Origin of the sequence: Streptomyces sp. NPDC001507 (genome assembly GCF_042894765.1) — a bacterium.
Classification (GTDB): Bacteria; Actinomycetota; Actinomycetes; order Streptomycetales; family Streptomycetaceae; genus Streptomyces.
Window position 1 is genome coordinate 265,336 of sequence record NZ_JBIAVV010000011.1, and the last position, 18,009, is coordinate 283,344.

The following is an 18,009-nucleotide window of genomic DNA, read 5'->3' on the forward strand; positions in this document are numbered from 1 at the left end:
GGCCTAGGGCAACGGGTGTTGGTGGGAGGCCGCAGCTTCCTCACTCTACCGGCGGGCCGCGGCCTCCCTCGCTGGTTCCGCTGTCCGGCCGCACCGCGCCGGCGGCAATATGGGTGTGACTGTGTGCAAAGCGCGCTCATGACCCCCTCATGCGGAACCGCGAAGGTGCCAGGCACACTCTGCGTGTTGAAGTCCCTTTGACGAGAATGAGTCACACATGATCACACTCACCAAGGAAGACGGTCCGGCCGACCTGGACGGGGTGACCCACCTGTCCATCGGGGTCTCGTGGGACCCCACCGCCGGCAGCAGTGGCGGCGTGCTGGGCAAGCTGCGCCGCCAGAGCGGCACCGACCTCGATCTGATCGCCATCGCCATGCAGGGCGGTGACCCGGTGCGCCTGGCGGGTCTCGACTCACTCGACCCCATGGGCAACGGCTCGCTGGTCCACAGCGGCGACAACCAGACCGGACGCGGGGACGGCGACGACGAGACGGTGACCGTCGAGTTCGCCCGGATCCCGCCCAACATCACGTCGATAGTGTTCGTGGCCGCCGCCTACAAGAAGGGCAGCTCCTTCCAGAAGGCGCGCAACATCAGCTTCAAGGTCTACGACGCGACCGGTGGCAGCTCCCAGCAGGTCGCCGACATCTGGCCGAGCCTGCTCACCCAGGACAACGCATGCGCCGTGGCCAAGGCACTGCGGGTCGGCACCAGTTGGAAGCTCGAGGTGATCAACGTGACGGGAAAGATCAAGCAGGGGGACGAACCCGCCCTGATGCGTTTCGCCGTCAGCAAGTAGTACGTCTGGACGCGCAGGGCTCGACGGTGCCCCCTCGGCCACCGCTCCGACGCCCTGCCGCACAGACCGGAACGCTGCCGCGCGCTGCGCGCACCCGCGGTCACTCGGTGCCGCCGCCCCTCGGATGCCCAGGACGGGAGGCGGAGAGGATGCGACGCTGGAGAGTGCGGGGCCTGCGAGCGGAGGTCCGAGTGCGTGCCGGTTGGTCCGGGGCACTGTCGGGCCGCCGGGACCGGGACCGCGCGACCGAACCGGAAGGCAGGTGCATCCCATGCGCACGTCGACCCGCATCGCCGGTGCCCTCACGGGCCTGACCCTCGCCCTCGGAGGTGCGGTCCTCGCCGCTCCGGCGGCCCGCGCCGACATCCCCGCCTGCACGAAGATGGCCGAACTGGCGGGCGCCACCGCTTCCGACGCCGTCACAGCGGCCTGCGGCCGTGGCGTGGTCGGAGACCTGCAGAGCTGCGTGACCGGGCTGACCGGGGCCGGAGTGGCGGGCGGCGCCGCGACCGGTGCCTGCCGGGCGGCGGCCCACGAACCGCGTTAGCCGACCGCGCGACGACAGCCGCCGGCCGACCTCCCGCCCCGCCTCGCGGGCCCCGTGCGGAGCGCCCATGCTGGGTAAGAGGGCGCCCTCGTCCTGGGACTTGTCCTTCCCGAAGGCCGAACGAAGGCGCCCGAGAGGAGGAGGAAGTCATGCGTATGCGCAGAATCCTGGGCCTCGTCCTGGCCGCGGCAACCCTCGTCGGCGTGAGCGCCGTCGGCGCCGGGGCCGCCTCGTCCCCGAACATCTCCAGGGACGACTGCACGGCCGCAGGCGGACAGATCGTCGCACGCCCCTACGACGGCTACGCCTGCCAGCTGCCTGACGGGACCACGCAGGCGGTCACCTGACCGTTCGCCGCACGGCTGGGCAACCGGTCCACCGTCGGGTGGACCGCCCCTTGAGAGCGCGCTCGCCGCCGCGGTTCTGAACAGACGCACAGGACGAGCAGTCCCGCCGGCCTCGCCGACCGGCACCCGGCCCTCTCCGTGGCCCCACGAGGAGACGGCGCCGTAACAGCACAGCCCGAGGAGCCGACCGGCACGCTGCACCCGCCGGCCGGCTCCTCGGGCTGTGCTCCTCGACGTCCCCGGGGACGACTCCGCCGTTCGGTCCATCAAGGGCACCGGCCGCAACGCCGATGAGGACCGAGCGGAGTCCGCCCCACCCGCGCGTTCCGGTACGCCTCCGCGCCCCCGGCCGCCCCGACGACGGCGGTCCCGTACGCCGGCCGACAGGCCCGGAGGAGATCCCGCATGCGCGTCTTCGTGCCCCTGACCGCCGTCACCGCCGCCGCGCTCCTGCTCGGCACGGCCACCGGCGCGACTCCCGCGGCGGCCGTCCGGGACCCCGACGGCACACCACTGATCAGGGTGTCCCACGGCGACCCGTACGCGCGGTGCACCATCGGAGCGAGGTCCCCCGACAGCGTCGTTTACCCGGGCACCGAGGTCGAGCCGTACCTGTCCGTCGATCCGCGCGACCCCGGCCACGTGGTCACCGTGTTCCAGCAGGACCGCTGGAACGACGGCGGCGCCCGTGGCCTGGCGGCAAGCTGGTCCACGGACGGCCGCACCTTCCACCCGAGCACGCTGCCGTTCAGCCTGTGCGCCCCCGGCGGCGCGGACTACGAACGGGCCACCGACCCCTGGGTGAGCACCGGACCGGACGGCACGGTCTACGCCGGCGGGGAGGGCGTCGACTTCACGAAGAGCACGCGCACGGCCCTCCTGGCGGTCACGTCCCGCGACGGCGGCCGCACTTGGCAGAACCGCACCACCACGCACGTCGACGAGCAGCCGTTCTTCAACGACAAGCCCTCACTCACCGCCGACCCGATCCGCAAGGGCACCGCCTACCAGGTCTGGAACCGCCTCGACAACGACCCGCCCGGCCCCAGCTCCCTCGACGGTCCCGGCTACATCTCCCTCACCCGGGACGGCGGCCGCACCTGGAGCAGGGCCCGGCGCTTCGTCGACACCAGTACCGTGCCCAACACCCAGACCATCGGCCACCAGATCGTCGCCGACCGGTGCACCGGCACGCTGTACGACTTCTTCGACCGGATCACCTACGCCGACGACCTGACCACCGTCGTCGAAGCCCGCTACGAGATGGTCACCTCGACCGACGCCGGAGAGACCTGGAGCGCCCCCGTCACCGTGGCCCGGGACACCTCCGTGCCGGAGGTCGACCCCAACGACCCCGCCAAACCACTGCGCGCCGGGTCCACCCTGCCGAGCCCGGCCGTCGACCCCGGGACGGGCACGCTGTACATGGCCTACGAGGGCTCGGACTTCGCCGGTGGGAAGTTCGACTCCGTCCAGCTCGTGCGGTCCACCGACGGCGGACGCACCTGGGGGACCCCGGAGCTGATCAGCCCCGGGGGCGTTCCGGCCTTCTCACCCTCGATCGCGGTCGACGAGCGGGGCACCGTCGCGCTCACCTACTACGACCTGCGCTTCCTGGAGCCCGGCAACACCACCACCCTGCCCACCGCCTACCAACTGGCCACGCTGCGGCACGGAGACCCGAAGCTGCGGACCGAACGCCGGATCTCACGGATCTTCGACTGGCTGCAGGCGCCGTTCGCCGGGGGCTACTTCCTCGGCGACTACCAGGGCCTCGCGGCGGACGGCAAGGGCGTACGGGCGGTGCTCACCGAGGCCAACTCCGGCGCACCACAGAACCGTACGGACGTCTACACCGGCACTTTCCGCACCGACTGACCGACTGACCGACTGACCGACTGACCGACTGACCGACGCGGACGCCGGGCCGTACCGCGCAGTGGGAGCGCCCGGCCGCCACGCCCCGCGGGGCGTGGCGGCCGGGCGCCTTGTGGGGTTCAGTCGACCTGCTCCCCGTCGTGCGTGCCGCCCTTGCAGTAGTTGCCCGCCTCGTTGATCGCGGGCGTTCCGCCACCCTGCTTGCACTGGGAAGGGGTGACGTACGACCGGGCGCCCTGGGGGGCGGCGGAGGCGGATGCGGCACCTGTGAGGCCGAGTCCGGCGAGGGCTGCCGTGGCGATGACGGCGGCGAGGATTCGTCGAATACGCATGTGGTTCCCCTTTCACGGATTGCCTCGGTCGGGGCACTAGCCAGCTTGATCTTCACCCATTCGGGTGGCACGCCATGTTCCGCCATTCGGGTGACGGTGCGGCAGGCAATGACCTTGGCGCGCACGGGAAATGTACAAAAGCTATGAAAGCCTTATAAATGGACATAGTTTCGCCTGTTCGATAGCGTGGACGCGTGCCACAGCATCGGCTCTGATGCCCCCGATGCCTTGAGCCCCCGACAACGCCACACGGTCCGTGACCGGCTCGGCGTGTCGGCAGTGGCGGTGCATCAATGCAAGCAACGGTCTCTGGGAAAGAGGATTGCCATGCGCGCCAAGCGAACCACTGCACTGCTTGCGGGCACTGTCGCCGCGGTCGCAGGTCTGACGCTTGCGCCGACGGCCGTATCGCAGGCAGCGGCCACCTCGGTGGCGCACGAAGCGTCGGCCCACCCCGCCCCCGCCCCCACTCCCAAGCCGACGAAGACCCGTACTCCCTTCCAGCAGGGCCAGGTGGATGGACGGGCCGCAGGGAAGAGTGACGGCGCAGACTGCAACTACCGCCAGTCCTACGCCCCGAAGTCGAGCACCTCGAAATACGTCCAGGGCTACAAAGACTCCTACGAGCGGAACTACGACGCTACCTGCGACGAATCCTAGACAGCTCCATCACAGAGCCGTCGCGGGCCAGTCCAGCAGCCGTGCCCCGATGACCGCCGTCTGGAGCATGTACCGGTGGGGCGGGTCGGCGGGGTTCGCCCCGGTGAGCTGGTGGATGCGTTCCAGGCGGTACGTCAGGGCGCGCACGCTCAGGGACAGACGGCGGGCCGCCTCGGTGGCCACGCAGCCGGAGTCGAAGTAGGCGGTGAGGGTTTCGAGGAGGGGTTCGGCGCCGCCACGGGCCGTGACGAGCGGGCCCAGGGTGCCCTGGACGAGGTCGGCCATGGCCTGCCGGTCGCGGGTGAGGACGGGATAGACCAGCAGGTCGGCGGCGCGCAGGACCGGCTCGTCGAGTTCGAGGCGCTCGGCCAGTTCGAGCGCGTTGAGCGCCTCCTCGTACGACTGGACGACCCCGCCGGGGCCGGGCTGCGGGCGGCCGATGGCGACCCGGCCGCCCTCGGTGGCGGCGTGGGCCTGTTTGGCGAAGTGCGTGAGGACGTCGGCCTGGTGGCCGGGCGCGATGCACAGCAGCCTGCCGTCCTTGGTGGTGAGCAGGACACTGCGGTCGCCGAACCGGGAGATGACGGCCTGCTCCACCTGTCTCGGCACCGGGTCGCCCTCGCCGTAGGGGGTGGCGCCCTGCGCGACGGCGACCGCGTGGGCGTGGGACAGCCGCAGGCCGAAGCGTTCGGCGCGTTCGGAGAGCCGGCCCAGGTTGCTGCGGCCGTACAGGAGGTCGTCGATGAACTCCCGGCGGGCCGCCTCCTCCTGGCGTACGGCGAGCCGCTGGGCCCGCTCGAACCCCTCCGCGAAGGCGTCGACGAGCTGCTGGACGGCGGCCAGCGCCTCGTCCGCGGAGCCGGCGGCGGCCGGCCAGGCGGTGCGGGCGGCGGCGAGGTGCGCGCTGACCAGGTCGCGCAGTCCGTGGCCGGCCTCGGCGGCCTGTTCCCCCAGGGCGCGCCGGGAGGCGATCTCGTCCCGGCTGAGCCGTCGGCCGGTGGCGGAGACCTCGCCCAGTATGCGGTCGTAGCCGTCGAGGTACCGCTCAGGTATGTGCCGGTCCGTCACGTCGTCCCCCGAAATCCTGACGCGCCGCTGACGGTTTCTTAGCGGGTCACCGGCACCCAGACCCTAGTGAACACTGCCGGACACCGGCAATGCGCGGGGCGGCTCCGGTCGTGGAGCATGGCTCGCGGGGAGCACTTCGGACGGTTCCGGTGCCGGACACCGGCAGGTGCCCGCACCGGAACCCTGATCCCGTCCGCGCTCCCACGGACACGAGCGGCGCGGGCCGGGAGGGGGCGGGGCATGCGGACGTTTCTGGTGGCCGCCACCGGCCTGCCCGTCATCCTCCCGACCACGGCCCTGGTGGCGGCGGTGTGCTTCCGGCTCCTGGCCCTGGCGCGGCTGACCGACGCCGGCGGTGCTCACCGCTGCCGGGCCCCCGGGCCCCGTCGCCGCGCCGCTGCGTCCGGCCGCTCCCACGGGAGCGCTGCTTATCGCCTGGACCGCCACCCGCCTGCTCGTGCGGCCGTTGCACCGGCTCCTCCCGGCTGAACAGGACGGCCCGGACTGCCCCGTGGCGCCGTCGCGTGCGCGGTGGGACCGCGCCGCCTGAGCCGCGGCCCCCGCCCGGTTCCCTTCCTCCGGTCCCGTCGCAACCGCCTTCTTCTCCGCGCCGGAACGCTCGAACTCCCTTACGCCTCAAGGACGTATGCCATGACTCCCATGACCGTGGGTATCGGCGTGCTCGTCGCCGTCTGCCTGCTCGCCGTCGCCGTCGTCTCCCTGCTGTTCCGCAAGGTGGAGCAGGGCAAGGCGCTGATCGTCTCCAAGCTGCGCAGGGTCGACGTGACGTTCACCGGGCAGGTCGTGCTGCCGGTGCTGCACAAGGCCGAGATGATGGACATCTCGGTGAAGGCCATCGAGATCACCCGGGCCGGCCGGGACGGGCTGATCTGCCGCGACAACATCCGCGCGGACATCCGGATCTCGTTCTTCGTGAAGGTCAACAAGACCGCCCAGGACGTCGTCAAGGTCGCCCAGGCCGTCGGTACCGCGAGAGCCAGCGACCAGAAGACGCTCCAGGAACTGTTCCACGCGAAGTTCTCCGAGGCGCTGAAGACCGTCGGCAAGCAGCTCGACTTCACCGACCTCTACACCAAGCGCGAGGAACTCCGTTACAAGATCATCGAGTTGATCGGCGTCGACCTCAGCGGCTACCACCTGGAGGACGCGGCGATCGACTACCTGGAGCAGACGCCGCTCTCCCAGCTCGACCCGGCGAACGTCCTGGACGCCCAGGGCATCCGGAAGATCACCGAGCTGACCGCCGTGGAGCACGTGCGCACCAACGAGGCCCAGCGCACCGAGGAGAAGGAGATCACCCGGCAGAACGTCGACGCCCGCGAGGCCATCCTGGAGCTGGAGCGCCGGCAGACGGACGCGGAGATCAAGCAGAGGCGTGAGATCGAGACCTCGCGGGCCCGCGAGGAGGCCGAGACGGCGCGGGTGGTGGAGGAGGAGCGGCTGAGGTCGCAGGGCGCCTTCCTGAAGACCGAGGAACTGCTCGGCATCCAGCGCGAGAACCAGGCCCGCGAGGTCGCCGTCGCCGCGAAGAACCGCGAGCGGGTCATCGCCGTCGAGAACGAGCGCATCGAGAAGGACCGCCTCCTCGAGGTCATCGCGCGGGAACGCGAGACCCAGCTGACCAGGATCGCCGCCGACAAGGAGGTCGAGGCGGAGAAGCGCGAGATCGCCGAGGTCGTCCGGGAGCGGGTGGCCGTGGACCGCACGGTCGCCGAGCAGGAGGAGGCCATCAAGAAGCTGCGGGCCGTCGAGGAGGCCGAGCGGGAGCGGCAGGCCGTCGTCATCGCCGCCGAGGCCGAGGCGCAGGAGAAGCTGGTCAAGGACATCAAGGCGGCGGAGGCCGGTGAGCAGGCCGCCGTGCACCGCGCGGCACAGGAACTCACCCTCGCCGAGGCCCGGTTGAAGACCGCCGACCTGGACGCCCAGGCCAGGCTGCGGCTCGCCGAGGGCGTCCGGGCCGAGGCGGCCGCGGAGGGACTGGCCGCCGTACAGGTCCGCGACAGGGAGGCCGAGGTCGTCGAGAAGGCCGGGCGGGCGGAGGCCGCCGCGTCCGAGGCACGGCTGCGGGCCGAGGCGGAGGGCGCCAGGGCGAAGGCGCTCGCCGAGGCCGAGGGCACCCGCGCCAAGGTGCTCGCCGAGGCCGAGGGGATCGGCGAGAAGCTGAAGGCGGAGGCCGCCGGCCTCACCGAGAAGGCGGCGGCGATGGCCGCCCTGGACGACGCCTCCCGCGGCCACGAGGAGTACCGGCTGCGGCTGGCGGCCGAGAAGGACATCCGGCTCGCCGGGCTGGACGCGCAGCGGCAGATCGCCGAGGCGCAGGCCACGGTGCTCGCCACCGGACTGGAGAACGCCGACATCGACATCGTCGGCGGGGAGTCCGTCTTCTTCGACCGGCTCGTCTCGGCGATCTCGTTCGGGAAAAGCGTCGACGGTTTCGTCCAGAACTCCGGCACCGCCAAGGCGCTCGCCGGGCCCTGGCTGGACGGGTCCGCGAGTTTCCCCGACGACCTCGGGCGCGCCCTCGGCTCCGTCTCCGCGGCCGGCATCCGGGACCTGACCGTCTCCGCGCTGCTGACGAAGCTCATGACGTCGGGCGCCGCGAACCCCGGCCGGCTCCAGCAACTGCTGGACAGGGCGGGCGAGCTGGGTCTCGCCGACACCTCCCTCGCCGCCCTCAACGGCAGCGCCAGGGGCTGACCGGCCCGTGGCCCGGAGCCGCCGCACAGGGGACGGCGGCTCCGGACCACGCATCTCCTTCGACCTGCTGAGAGGGACCCATGACCACCGGCCACGACACCGGGACGGACGAGGCGGGCGCCGGCACGCCGGATTCCGGCGCCCACGGAGTTCCGGGCGCCGGCACGCCGGACTCCGGCGCCTACGGAGTTCCGGGCGCCGGTACGCCGGATTCCGGCGCCTACGGAGTTCCGGGCGCCGGTACGCCGGATTCCGGCGCCCGCGGAGTTCCGGGCGCCGGTAGGCCGCACTCCGGCGCCTACGAGGTGCTGCGTACCCGGCTCGCCGCCCAGGCCGCCGAGCTCGCCCGCCGCGCCGAGGCCCTGAACGCCCGCCGCACCGAGGAGTTCGGCTCGACCCGCCTCGAACTGGCCGGCACCGGACGGCTGCGCACCGGGCACGCCGGCGTGCCCCGGGACCTCGTCGCCGTCGGCGACACCCTCCTCCTCGGTCACAACCCGGGTCCCGGAAGCCCGGCCGGCGACGTCTTCGCGCTGTACGACCGGGACCTGGACCGGCTGCCCGACGACGCCGTGCCCGGCCTGCTCGACGACCCCGCGTTCGTCCGCGAGACCGCCGAACTCCACCGCTACTACCGACAGGCCCGCCTGCTCCGGCTGAACCGGGTGGACGGCAAGCTGCTCGCCGTCTTCCAGACCGGCGAGAGCGGCAGCGACGTCCGCGTCCTGCGCTGGACGCTCACCGACGACGGCCGGGCGGCGTTCCTGGACGCGCGCGGCGACCGCGACCACGTCCTGCCGCCCTCCCACGACGTCGAGTGGACCGCGACGACCCGCGAGGACCACGTCCTGGGCCGCCACCCGCACGTCTCCGTCGGGGGCGAGGTCTTCGTCGCGACGGCCGGCGGGACGCTGACCGTCAAGGTCGAGAACGACACCGAGACGGACAAGGGCATCTACTCCGAGGCGGTCGACGAGCCGCTGCAGTCCCTCGCCGACGCGGACATCTCCCACGCCCGCGTCGGTGCCCTGATCCTGCTGCGGATCCGCCCCTACAAGGAGGACTACGACCGCCACCTGGTCTTCAACACGCTGACCAGGACCGTCGTCCGCCTGGACGGTATCGGCCTGGCCTGCCGCCGCCTGCCCGAGGACCAGGGCGTCGTCTTCCCCGGCGGGTACTGCCTGGCCACGGGCGCCCACCGGACGTACGACCTCGACATCGCGGACCTGGAGTTCGAGCGCGAGGTGCGCTCCCCGAACGGCGAGGACGTGCTGTACGCCTTCCACGCGCGCGGGACGGGCCGCAGCCTCCTGCTGCCGTACAACATGATCCGCAAGGAGGTCGCCGCTCCGCTGTCCTGCCACGGGTGGGCGCTGTTCGACGACGGCACGCTGACGGTCCTGCCGGCCGACGGCGACGAGCCCCTGCGGGTGCACCCGCTCCAGCTGTGGAACTCCCCGTACGTCTCCGGCACCCACGCGGCCGCGCAGCCCCTCGGCACCGGTCCGCTCGCCCGGGTCGGCAACGCCGCCCTGGTGCGCGGCATCTCCGACTGCCTGTCCATCACCCGCGCGGTCGCCGGGACGACGCCGACGGGCGAGGTGTACGAGGCGCTGGCCGCCGCATGCGTGCGCGCGGCCGACGTCCACCACTGGCTGGGCGACCCCCGACTCGGCGACCTGAACGAACCGCTCACACAGGTCCGCGCCACGGCCGAACAGGTGCTGACCGAGTTCGCGACCGTCCAGGCCCTCACCCGGCAGGCCGCCGCCGCGCTCACCGAGGCCGACGCACGGATCGCCGCGGTCGTACGACGCCTGCGCGGGGAGGCCCCGCGCGGGGCCGCCGCCTGGGTCGCCGGCCTGACCGAACTCCGCCATGCCCAGGGGCACCTGCTCACCCTCAGGGACATGCGGTACGCGGACACCGCCCGCATCGACGAGCTGGCCACCGCCGCCGAGGCCGACCTCGCCGTCTTCGGGCAGCGGGCCGTCACCCACCTCGCCCGCGAGGACGCCTTCGCCGAGCACCGGGCGGACGTCGAGCGGCTGACCGCCGACGCCGGGGCGATCACCACCGTCACCGCGGCCGGTGCGGTCTCCGCACACCTCGACGAACTCGCCGACGGACTGCGCACGGTGACCGAGGTCGTAGCCGGGCTCGACGGCGGCGACGCCACCGTGCGCACCGCCGTCCTGGAGGGGATCGCCGAGGTCCTGGGCGGTCTCAACCGCGCCCGCGCCACCCTCGACGGCCGCCGCCGCGACCTCCTCGACCGCGAGGGACGCGCCGCGTTCGCCGCCGAGTCCACCCTGCTCGGGCAGACCGTCACCGGCGCGCTCGCCGCCGCCGACAGCCCCGAATCGTGCGAGGAGCAACTGGCCCGGGTCCTCGTGCAGATCGAGAACCTGGAGTCCCGGTTCGCCGAGTTCGACGACTTCCTCGGCACGCTCGCCGACAAGCGTGACGAGGTGAACGAGGCGTTCGCCGCCCGCAAGCAGACCCTCGCCGACACCCGCGCCCGCCGCGCCGAACGCCTCGCCGACTCCGCCGCCCGTGTCCTCGGCACGGTGACCCGGCGCGCGGCGGCCCTCTCGGACACGGAAGCCGTCACCACGTTCTTCACCTCCGACCCGCTGCCCGCCAAGGTCCGCCACACCATCGGCGAACTGCGTGAACTCGGCGACCAGGTCCGCGCGGAGGAGCTCGACGGCCGCCTCAGGGCCGCCCGCCAGGAAGCCCTGCGCGCCCTGCGCGACCGTGGCGACCTGTACTCCGACGACGGCCGCACGCTCCGCCTCGGCACCCACCGTTTCGCCGTGAACACCCAGCCCCTGGACCTCACCCTGGTCCCGCACGGCGACGGACTCGCCTTCGCCGTCACCGGCACCGACTACCGCGCACCGGTCACCGACCCGGACTTCGCGGCCACCCGCCCCTACTGGGACCGCCCGCTGCCCTCGGAGTCCCCGGAGGTCTACCGCGCCGAACACCTCGCGGCCCGGCTCCTGGACGAGCACGGCCCCGCCGCGCTCACGGCGGCCGACCTGCCCGGCCTGGTCCGGCAGGCGGCGGAGGCGGCCTACGACGAGGGGTACGAGCGAGGCGTCCACGACCACGACGCGGTACTGATCCTCACGGCCCTGCTGCGCCTGCACGACGGCGCGGGCCCGCTCCGCCACCAGCCCGCCGCGCGCGCCGCCGCCCAGCTGTTCTGGACACACGGAACCACCGCCGACGCGCGCACGGCCTGGACCCGCCGGGCCCGCTCCCTGGCCCGCGCCCGCGAGACCTTCGGCCACGCCCCGGCCATCGCCGACCTGGAAGGGGAACTGGCGGCGGCGATCGGCGGCCCGACCGCGACCGCCGCCGCCTGCTACCTCTTCGAGGAACTCACCACCCGCCCCGAGGGGTTCGTCATCAGTACCGGCGCCCGCACGCTGCTCGACAAGTTCCGCCGCACCGTGGGCACGTCGGCGTACGACGACGACCTCACGGCCCTCGGCTCCCTGGCCGGCCGCCGGCAACTCGTCGAGGCGTGGCTGACGTCGTACACCACGGCAACCGGGGTGGACGGCGCCCCCGGCGACCTCGCGGAGGCGGTGGCGGCCGAGCTCTGCCCGGAGCTGCCCCGCTACGAATCCGACGCACCGCTGACCGGGACCGTCTCCGGGCTGCTCGGCACCCACCCGCGTATCGACCGCCGTACGCTCACCGTCCGGATCGACGAAATCCTCGCCCGCACCCGGGAGTTCCGCACCCACGAGGTCCCCGCGCACCGCGCCCACCAACGGCGCCGCACGGCACTGGTGGCCGCGGAGCGCACGCGGATCCGGCTGGACGAACACCGGCCGCGGGTGCTGCCGACGTTCGTCCGCAACCGGCTCGTCGACGAGGTCTGCCTGCCGCTGATCGGGGACAGCCTCGCCAGACAGCTCGGCACCACCGGCCGAACGAAGCGCACCGACACCGGCGGCCTCCTCCTGCTCGTCTCCCCGCCCGGCTACGGCAAGACGACCCTCGTCGAGTACGTCGCCGACCGCCTCGGCCTGCTCCTGGTCAAGGTCGACGGCCCGGCGCTCGGATCCGCGGTCACCTCGCTCGACCCCGCCGAGGCCCCGAACGCCACCGCCCGCCGGGAGGTCGAAAAGATCAACTTCGCGCTGGAGGCCGGCAACAACATCCTCCTCTGCCTGGACGACATCCAGCACACCTCGCCCGACCTGCTGCAGAGTTTCATCCCGCTGTGCGACGCCACCCGCCGCATCGAGGGCGTACGGGACGGCGAACCGCGCACCTACGACCTCAGGGGCAAGCGCTTCGCCGTCTGCATGGCCGGAAACCCCTACACGGGGTCCGGCGGCCGCTTCCAGATCCCCGACATGCTCGCCAACCGCGCCGACGTGTGGAACCTCGGCGACATCCTGACGGGCAGGGAGGACGCCTTCGCGGTCAGCTTCGTCGAGAACGCCCTGACCTCGAACCAGGTCCTCGCCCCGCTCGCCGGCCGTGACCGCGCCGACCTCGACCTGCTCGTCCGGATGGCGGAGGGCGACCCCGCCGCCCACGCGGACCGCCTCGTCCATCCGTACCCGCCTGCCGAGCTGGAGGAAATCCTGGCGGTGCTGCGCCATCTGCTGACCGCCCGGGAGACGGTCCTCGCGGTCAACGCCGCCTACATCGCCTCGGCCGCCCAGGCCGACGCCGGCCGCACCGAACCGCCCTTCCGGCTCCAGGGCTCCTACCGCACCATGAACAGGATCGCCCAGCGCATCCAGCCGGTCATGGACCACGCCGAGGTCGCCGCCCTCCTCGACGACCACTACACCGCCGAGGCCCGGACCCTCACCACCGGCGCCGAGGCCAACCTGCTGAAGCTGGCCGAACTGCGCGGCACGCTGACGGCGGAACAGGCCCTCCGCTGGGCCGAGGTGAGAGCCGCGTACGTCCGCGCCCAGACCCTCGGCGGCCCGGAGAGCGACCCGCTCACCCGCGCGGTCTCCGCCATCGGGCTGCTCGCCGACCGGATCGCGGCCGTGGAGACGGCGATCGACCGGGCCGCCGCCCCCGGCACCCGGCACCAGGTGGCGCGGGAGGAGAGGGCATGACGTCCTTCCTGATCCCCGTCGCCGCCGCCGTACTGATCGTGGCGTCCTGCACCAGCGCACTGGTGCGCCGGGACCGGCGCCGGATGATGCGTGCCTACCGGAGCGGCTTCCCACACGAGCGGGACTGATCCCGCGCGCCCCTGCGCCTCGTCTCCGCTGCACCTCGTCTCCGACGCTGCGGCCGCGAAACACCGGGACGGGACGACGGGACCCGGCAGGCTTCGGACCATCTCGGTGCGGCCGGTACTCCACCGCCGGATCACGTGCGCGCACGGCCGGCTCCCGTCTTCCCGAAACGTCCCTGTGCCCGGCTTCGTACCCGGCCCGCCCGGCGTGCCAGCGTCGGGCGGAAACGTACGCAACCTGATCACCGTCACGGGGGCCCGTTCGGAGGCGCCGCGGTGGCGCCCTGCGCGGGCGGCCCACAGGCTTGGAGCCCGGACGTGGACGACTCGCCGCGCAGCCGGCGGCGGCAGGGCTTTCAGGAGGTACGTGTGACCGCTTCGTCGCCCACCACCGATGCACCGCCGGCCCGGTACGACGACCTGCGCGCGCTGGTGATCAACTGCACCCTCAAGCGCTCGCCGGAGACCAGCAACACCCAGGGGCTGATCGACCGCAGCACCGCCATCCTGGGGACGCAGGGCGTGCAGGTCGGTGTCGTGCGGGCGGTGGACCACGACATCGCCACCGGGGTCTGGCCCGACATGCGGGAGCACGGCTGGGCGACGGACGCCTGGCCCGACCTGTACCGGCAGGTCATGGCGGCGGACATCCTCGTACTGGCCGGCCCGATCTGGCTCGGCGACAACAGCTCGGTGATGAAGCGGGTGATCGAGCGGCTCTACGCCTGCTCCAGCCTGCTCAACGAAGCAGGCCAGTACGCCTACTACGGCCGGGTCGGCGGCTGCCTGATCACCGGCAACGAGGACGGCGTCAAGCACTGCGCCATGAACGTGCTCTACAGCCTCCAGCACCTCGGATACACCATCCCGCCCCAGGCGGACGCCGGCTGGATCGGTGAGGCGGGCCCCGGCCCCTCGTACCTCGACCCGGACTCCGGCGGCCCGGAGAACGACTTCACCAACCGCAACACCACCTTCATGACCTGGAACCTGCTCCACCTGGCCCGCGCGCTGAAGGACCTCGGCGGTATCCCCGCCTACGGCAACCAGCGCACCGCCTGGGACGCCGGCTGCCGCCGCGACTACGAGAACCCCGAACACCGTTAGGCAGGTGCTCACCGCCGGATCGTCAGGGACTTCGCCGTGAAACTGCGCCGCGGCCGCCGACCGGGCGGCGAGAACGAGAGCCGACCCGCTGCCGGACATGGCACGGCACCGTGACAACGGACGAGGAGGAGCTGTACGACGCCGGCGAGGATCCCTACGCGCTCGCCCTGCGACCCGGCCGGGAACCGGTGTATCTACGGCTGGACGACGGGCGTCGCATCCGGATGCCGGTCCACCGCTGGCACGAGCAGCCCACGGCGGCCGACAGGAGCGTGCTGGAACGCTGCGCCGGTCCCGTCCTCGACGTCGGCTGCGGTCCGGGACGCATGTGCAGAGCACTCCTGGGCCGGGGAGTCTTCGCCCTCGGGGTCGACATCACACCTCGCGCGGTCGCGCTGACCACCGCCCTGGGCGGGCTCGCACTGCACCGGTCGGTCTTCGACCGGCTGCCGGCCGAGAGAGGCTGGCGGACGGCGCTGCTCATCGACGGCAACATCGGTATCGGAGGCGACCCCCATGGTCTGCTGCGCCGCTGCGGCGGCATCATCGCCCCCACCGGACGCCTCGTCGTGGAGATCGACCCCCATGACGTGGAAGAACAGTGCACCGCCCGGTTCGAGAACGGACACGGCCAGGGCGGTCCGTCCTTTCCCTGGGCCCGGCTAGGGCGACCGGCGCTCCACCGGATCGCCGCCGACCTCGCCCTCACCGTCACCGACCAGTGGGCGAGCGGACACCGCTGCTTCGCCGCCCTCGCCCACCGGGGATCAGCCGGTGGCCGCCCAGACGGTGCCCTCGCATCGACGCAGGACGACGGCACCGCGGTCGGCTGAGCCGGACGCGGCACCCTCACCGGCACCCTCACCGGGCCTCCGCCGGACGGTCTGCGCGGTGGTGAGCCTCCGTTCGGCCTGTCAGGCGCGGTCGTGGAGGGTGACGTGGTAGCCGTCGGGGTCGGCGAAGGTGAACGTCCGGCCGAACGGGCCGTCGATCGGTGCGGAGACGATGGTGTGGCCGTCGGCGGCCAGCGCGTCGTGGATGGCCTGGACGTCGGTGGCGTGGAGCCAGATCGCGGCACCGATGCCGGGCTGGGCAACGGATGCGAGATCGGTGCCGGGGACGACGTCGCGGAGTGCGAACGCGATCGGCCTGGTCTCGAAGACGACGGCGTGCGGAGGCCCGGCCGGCGAGCGGACGAGGCCGAGGTACTGCTCGTAGAACGCCTGCGAAGCGTCGAGATCGCGCGCCTGGAGGGAGACGAAGTCGGGGCCGGTGGCGGGCATGGTGATGCTCCTTCTCTGCGTGTCAGATTCCTGACACGCGCCACCGTATGTCAGACTTCTGACATGAGTCAAAGGGGTGCCGGCGTCGACCTGGACAAATCACTGGGCTACCTGCTGAAAGAGGCTTCGAGTGTCCTGCGCGCTGCCATGGAGGAGGTGCTGCGGCCGCTCGGGATGAGCGTGACGCACTACTCCTGTCTCGAACTGCTGGCGCAACGGCCGGGCCTGTCGAACTCCGAGCTCGCGCGTGGCGCGTTCGTGACACGGCAGTCGATGAACGTGCTGCTCCAGGCCCTGGAACGAGACGGCTATGTGACCAGGCCCGCGGAAGCGCCCGTCGGGAAGGCGCTTCCCGCCCGGCTCACGCCGCGCGGCCGGCAGAGCTTGGAGAAGGCGAGCGCGGCCGTCAGGTCCGTCGAGGTCAGAATGCTGGCCGGCATGTCCGAGACCGAGCAGTCGAACGCGTTCCGGAGCCTGCAGAGCATGATCCATTCCCTGCGCGAGGGCGACACCGGTGCATAGCTCGCTCCTCGGCGCACGTCTCGCCGCGCCCGGTCGGAGCGACCGCCTCCAGGGCGCTGCCGTCAGGCCAGGTCCGCGCCGTCGAGGCTGAGCGCTTCCATGAGCCGAGGCCGGTGCAGGCCCGCGATGTGCTCCACCAGATCGGGATGGCGCAGCAGAGGGGTGGCCTCGGCGTCCCGCTCCCCGGGGCTGGTCAGTCGGTGAAGGCCGGCGGTGGCGTGGTGCTCGCTCACGGCCAGGACCCGGCGGACGGCGCGGGCGGCCAGGGCCGGGTCGGCCAGGAGGCAGGCCGCCCAGCTCACGACGGTTTCGTCGACCCAGGTCCGCCAGGCGGCGTCGCCGGACGGCGGCTCGCCTCCCCTGAGCCGGTCCAGCCCGTGGGATCCACTGGGGGCGAGCAGGTGGAGCAGTTGCACGTCGAGGCCGGTGGGGTAGCACAGGGTGGCGGCGAGTGTGACGGCCTGCCGGGCCTGTGCCTCGGCCAGTGCCCGGCTGAGCGCCCCGCCGGGGGCGGGGTAGGCGGCCAGGAGCCAGCGGGTGGAGGCGGCTATGACAGGTGTGAGGTCGTCGGTCACGGCGGTCGGTCCCTCGGGGAGCGTGCTCGCCTGTGTCCGGCAGATCGGTTCCGCGAGCTGTGGTGCGGGGCCGCGCTGCCCCGCTCGTGACCCGTCAGCCTAGGCAGCCGGACCGGAAGAGGGAATGAGCCGCGTCACAGAGCGCGCCGCGTCCGGGGTGCGGGCCGGGGCCGCACGGCGCGGCCCCGGCCCGGGAACACTCGCTCGGCTTCGGTCAGGACTTGCCTCGGCCCGTGATGAGGTCGCGGGCCCGGTCCACCAGGCCCGCGCCCGGGGCAAGGAGCTTGTTCGCGGGCGGGGTGTTCGGGGCGGAGGGGTGCGGGCGGGTGGGGGCCATGGACTTGGCCCGGCGGATCTTGTCCCCGAGGTCGTTCAGCGCCTCGGCGGTGCACGCCTGCTGCAGCGCGGGGAAGAGGTTGTCCTCCTCGTCCCGGACGTGGGCGGAGACCTCGTCCATGAGCAGCTGCAGCAACGGGCCCGTCTTCGGGTCGTCGATGTCCTTCTTCTCCAGTTCCTTCAGGAGCTTCTCGACCCGGCTGTGGTCCGCGATCTCCTTGTCGGCGATCCGGTCGCCGCCCTCGATGTGCTCGCGTACCGCCGGGTACAGGTACTCCTCCTCGGCGATCGAGTGCCGGACCAGCTCGATGGTGACCTCGTCCACCACGTCGCGGAGTTCCTGTCCGCCGCCCGGCATCGCCTTGATCCGGGCGAACATCTCCTCGACCTCCCGGTGGTCGGTCATCAGCTCCGCAATCGCGTCTCCGCCGTGCCCCATCGTTTTCCCGCCTTTCCCTGCCATGCTCATGCCTGGACGGGACGGTCCCGCCCAGCTGACACTGGTTCCCGGCCCAGCGCGAATCGGCACCGAACCGCGCCAGGTGCACTCGGTCGGATGCGCCGACGTCCCGCTACCAGGGGTGCCGATGGACCCACG

Annotated in this window: 16 protein-coding genes; 11 read left to right on the forward strand and 5 right to left on the reverse strand. The window is 72.4% G+C overall.

Annotation, left to right across the window (positions count from 1 at the left end):
• Positions 1–217: 217 nt before the first annotated feature.
• The 4 genes from ACFY0K_RS33320 to ACFY0K_RS33335 all read left to right on the forward strand — a co-directional run bounded on the left by ACFY0K_RS33320 (position 218) and on the right by ACFY0K_RS33335 (position 3,574).
• A complete protein-coding gene (locus tag ACFY0K_RS33320) occupies positions 218–802 on the forward strand; it encodes a TerD family protein (RefSeq protein ID WP_390642939.1) in 585 nt (194 codons plus the stop codon).
• A gap of 271 nt (positions 803–1,073) precedes the next feature.
• Positions 1,074–1,349 carry a hypothetical protein gene (locus tag ACFY0K_RS33325; RefSeq protein ID WP_351956449.1) on the forward strand — a complete coding sequence of 92 codons (276 nt, stop codon included), beginning with the start codon at positions 1,074–1,076 and terminating at the stop codon, positions 1,347–1,349.
• Positions 1,350–1,498: 149 nt separating this feature from the next.
• Positions 1,499–1,696, forward strand: coding sequence for a hypothetical protein (locus ACFY0K_RS33330; protein WP_351956448.1), 198 nt, complete (start codon positions 1,499–1,501; stop codon positions 1,694–1,696).
• Between the two features lie 405 nt (positions 1,697–2,101).
• Positions 2,102–3,574: a sialidase family protein gene (locus tag ACFY0K_RS33335; RefSeq protein ID WP_390642940.1), complete on the forward strand. Its 1,473-nt coding sequence runs from the start codon at positions 2,102–2,104 to the stop codon at positions 3,572–3,574.
• A 119-nt stretch (positions 3,575–3,693) separates the two neighbouring features.
• Here ACFY0K_RS33335 and ACFY0K_RS33340 read toward each other — a convergent pair whose 3' ends face one another.
• Positions 3,694–3,906, reverse strand: coding sequence for a hypothetical protein (locus tag ACFY0K_RS33340; protein WP_390642941.1), 213 nt, complete (start codon positions 3,904–3,906; stop codon positions 3,694–3,696).
• Positions 3,907–4,233: 327 nt separating this feature from the next.
• Between ACFY0K_RS33340 and ACFY0K_RS33345 the strand changes: the two genes are divergently transcribed.
• Complete coding sequence (locus ACFY0K_RS33345; protein WP_388718573.1) at positions 4,234–4,566, forward strand: hypothetical protein; 333 nt, start codon at positions 4,234–4,236, stop codon at positions 4,564–4,566.
• Positions 4,567–4,575: 9 nt separating this feature from the next.
• On the opposite strand, the gene ACFY0K_RS33350 is transcribed toward ACFY0K_RS33345, so the two are convergent.
• Positions 4,576–5,634 carry a PucR family transcriptional regulator gene (locus ACFY0K_RS33350; protein ID WP_388718571.1) on the reverse strand — a complete coding sequence of 353 codons (1,059 nt, stop codon included), beginning with the start codon at positions 5,632–5,634 and terminating at the stop codon, positions 4,576–4,578.
• Between the two features lie 651 nt (positions 5,635–6,285).
• Between ACFY0K_RS33350 and ACFY0K_RS33355 the strand changes: the two genes are divergently transcribed.
• From ACFY0K_RS33355 to ACFY0K_RS33375, 5 genes are all read left to right on the forward strand, one after another.
• Complete coding sequence (locus tag ACFY0K_RS33355; RefSeq protein WP_390642942.1) at positions 6,286–8,352, forward strand: SPFH domain-containing protein; 2,067 nt, start codon at positions 6,286–6,288, stop codon at positions 8,350–8,352.
• An 80-nt stretch (positions 8,353–8,432) separates the two neighbouring features.
• On the forward strand, positions 8,433–13,463 hold the full coding sequence (locus ACFY0K_RS33360; protein WP_390642943.1) for a DNA repair ATPase: 5,031 nt from the start codon (positions 8,433–8,435) through the stop codon (positions 13,461–13,463).
• Positions 13,460–13,591, forward strand: coding sequence for a hypothetical protein (locus ACFY0K_RS33365; RefSeq protein ID WP_390642944.1), 132 nt, complete (start codon positions 13,460–13,462; stop codon positions 13,589–13,591). The genes ACFY0K_RS33360 and ACFY0K_RS33365 overlap by 4 nt, the downstream gene beginning before the upstream one ends.
• Before the next feature lie 366 nt (positions 13,592–13,957).
• Positions 13,958–14,695, forward strand: a complete 738-nt coding sequence (locus tag ACFY0K_RS33370) for a flavodoxin family protein (protein WP_390642945.1) — start codon at positions 13,958–13,960, stop codon at positions 14,693–14,695.
• Between the two features lie 110 nt (positions 14,696–14,805).
• Entirely contained in the window at positions 14,806–15,528 is a 723-nt protein-coding gene (locus ACFY0K_RS33375) for a methyltransferase domain-containing protein (protein ID WP_390642946.1), read from the forward strand.
• 81 nt (positions 15,529–15,609) lie between these two features.
• On the opposite strand, the gene ACFY0K_RS33380 is transcribed toward ACFY0K_RS33375, so the two are convergent.
• A complete protein-coding gene (locus tag ACFY0K_RS33380) occupies positions 15,610–15,978 on the reverse strand; it encodes a VOC family protein (protein WP_390642947.1) in 369 nt (122 codons plus the stop codon).
• Between the two features lie 63 nt (positions 15,979–16,041).
• Here ACFY0K_RS33380 and ACFY0K_RS33385 point away from each other — a divergent pair, with 63 nt between their 5' ends.
• The gene (locus ACFY0K_RS33385; protein ID WP_390642948.1) at positions 16,042–16,500 is read left to right on the forward strand and encodes a MarR family winged helix-turn-helix transcriptional regulator; all 459 of its coding nucleotides are present in this window, start codon (positions 16,042–16,044) and stop codon (positions 16,498–16,500) included.
• A gap of 62 nt (positions 16,501–16,562) precedes the next feature.
• On the opposite strand, the gene ACFY0K_RS33390 is transcribed toward ACFY0K_RS33385, so the two are convergent.
• Both ACFY0K_RS33390 and ACFY0K_RS33395 read right to left on the reverse strand, forming a co-directional pair.
• Positions 16,563–17,075, reverse strand: a complete 513-nt coding sequence (locus tag ACFY0K_RS33390; protein ID WP_390642949.1) for a hypothetical protein — start codon at positions 17,073–17,075, stop codon at positions 16,563–16,565.
• 214 nt (positions 17,076–17,289) lie between these two features.
• Positions 17,290–17,850 carry a hemerythrin domain-containing protein gene (locus tag ACFY0K_RS33395; protein ID WP_390642950.1) on the reverse strand — a complete coding sequence of 187 codons (561 nt, stop codon included), beginning with the start codon at positions 17,848–17,850 and terminating at the stop codon, positions 17,290–17,292.
• Positions 17,851–18,009 lie beyond the last annotated feature (159 nt).